We start from the raw sequence: 2,212 nt of genomic DNA on the forward strand, positions 1-2,212 counted from the left end.
TACAACCACCACCGCCGGCACTCCTCGCTCGGCTACCTAACCCCAGCCGAGTACGCTCGGCAGTGCACCCATCAAATGGAAACCGACGACTCACAGAACGTCCGGACCGAATGAAGGGGGCGGCTCAAACGCTTCACGCAGCGAAGAGGCGAGGCCGGTGGCGTGGATCGTGTCGGTCAGCAGCACCGCGCCCGCATGCGAGGCCGCCGGGACCTCAGCGACGTCCACACGCGGGCGGGGGTAGAAGAACACGGTAGGGTGGGACACCTGAAAGGTGCTCCTTCCGGCCAGGGATTACGAGACTCGACACCCCGTATCATCCCAGGCCAGGAGCACCTTTCTCTATGACGCCCACCCGTCGAGACCACACCCCAGTGAAATCTCGAGGTCAGCGGGTGCTCGTGGCAGGGCCTGAACTGTGGTCCGTACACTCCTACTCATGGATGCGCTTGATATTGGACGGATCGTGGCCGGACTGGTGCTGCTGGTCTTGGGTGGGGAATTTTTGGTGCGTGGGGCGTCAGCACTGGCCGGACGTTTCGGGATTTCGTCATTGGTGATCGGTCTCACCGTAGTGTCATCGGCGACGTCGGCACCCGAGTTCGCAGTGAGCGTCGGTGCTGTACTGCGTGATGAACCGGGGCTTGCCGTGGGCAATGCGGTTGGCAGCAACATCATTAATGTCCTGCTCATCCTGGGACTGTCCGCGCTGGTCGTTCCCCTCGCTGTAAAGCGGAGGCTGATCCGCTTTGACCTGCCCCTGATGGTCGTCTTGTCAGTTCTACTGCTCCTTGTGTCCCTGGATGGGAGGATCAGTGCGGTGGACGGGCTGATACTATTTTTCGGTGTGGTGGTCCACACCATAATGTCCGTGGTGATTAGTCGGCGGGACGCCAAGACCGCGGTGAATGCCCGGGAAGGGACAGGAGATTCGGCAACCGTCGATCCAGCCGACGAGGAAGGGGCTGCGCTAGGCGCCTCGGTCAGCAGGTCGCTCTTCTTTGTGCTGCTGGGGGTCGCGTTGCTGGTCGCCGGTGCCACGCTGCTCGTGGAAGGAGCAGTGAACATAGCCACCACGTTGGGCGTAAGCAGCCTCGTGGTCGGACTGACCGTTGTGGCTGTCGGGACATCGCTGCCCGAGCTGGCGACGTCCATCATTGCCGTGCGTCGCGGTGAACGCGACCTAGCGGTGGGCAACGTGGTCGGCAGCAATATCTTCAACATAGGGGTAGTGCTAGGACTAACCGCGCTCATCTCTCTTGAGGGCATTCCCGTATCCGGCGCCGCAGTGGCCTTCGATATCCCAGTAATGCTGGCGGCCGCAGTGGCACTACTGCCGATCGCGTTCACGGGCTTCGCGGTGGCGCGTTGGGAGGGCGGCTTGTTCGTGGTTTTGTACGCCGCCTACACCGGATACCTTGTGCTGGCTGCCACAGCGCACGATGCACTGGAGGGATTCACCGTAGCCATGGCGTGGTTCGTGCTGCCGTTAATCGCACTGACGCTCATTTCCTTTACAGCCTACGAAATCGGGCTCCGCAAGGGACGCCGAGACCTGGACCAGACCACGACTTCGACGTAGACCGTCGAGTGCATTCGGCTGCTGGCTTCATTCAGGTCGTCGGCTGAATGTAAATCGGCAAGAGATGACTGTCGGTTGGTGGTGTCATAGCGTCGTAGCAACACTCCCGGTCGGTGGGGGCTCGAGGCGAGGAGGCCTGGGATGGTGCGGCGGCGACTCACGTTCACGGAGCGGATGGAGATCTCGACGGGATCGAAGGCCGGGTGGGGAGTCCGGGAGATCGCGTCTCACCTGGGTAGATGCCCTTCGGTGGTCTCCAGAGAGCTTCGACCGAACTCGACGAAGACGCGCGGCTATCAAGCCGTGACCGCGGACGTGAAAGCGCAACGCCAGCGCTCTCGCCCACAGGTCCGGAAAGTGGCAAAGGACCCGGTACTCGAGGCCCGCGTCAACGCCGACCTCGCAGCGTCATGGATGCCGAACGAGATCGCGGGTCGCTTGCGTCTGGAGGCCGCAGACCCGACCGTTGAACGCATGGCGAACTCTCCCGACGCTCAGGGCCGTGAGCCGCCCCCTTCATTCGGTCCGGACGTTCTGTGAGTCGTCGGTTTCCATTTGATGGGTGCACTGCCGAGCGTACTCGGCTGGGGTTAGGTAGCCGAGCGAGGAGTGCCGGCGGTGGTGGTTGTA

General features: G+C 62.4%; 1 protein-coding gene and 2 pseudogenes. 2 read left to right on the plus strand and 1 reads right to left on the minus strand.

Annotation, left to right across the window (positions count from 1 at the left end):
• Positions 1-120 precede the first annotated feature (120 nt).
• Positions 121-267: pseudogene (locus J1M37_RS11785) on the minus strand (IS1380 family transposase); the annotation flags it as partial.
• Positions 268-439: 172 nt separating this feature from the next.
• On the opposite strand from J1M37_RS11785, the gene J1M37_RS06335 reads away from it, so the two are divergent.
• Positions 440-1,582 (plus strand): calcium/sodium antiporter, encoded by a 1,143-nt coding sequence (locus tag J1M37_RS06335; RefSeq protein ID WP_060974270.1) that lies wholly within the window; start codon positions 440-442, stop codon positions 1,580-1,582.
• 141 nt (positions 1,583-1,723) lie between these two features.
• Positions 1,724-2,086, plus strand: a pseudogene (locus tag J1M37_RS06340) (transposase); the annotation flags it as partial.
• Between the last annotated feature and the right edge of the window lie 126 nt (positions 2,087-2,212).

The sequence above is a fragment of the Micrococcus sp. KRD012 genome, from assembly GCF_017168555.1.
Classification (GTDB): Bacteria; Actinomycetota; Actinomycetes; order Actinomycetales; family Micrococcaceae; genus Micrococcus; species Micrococcus luteus.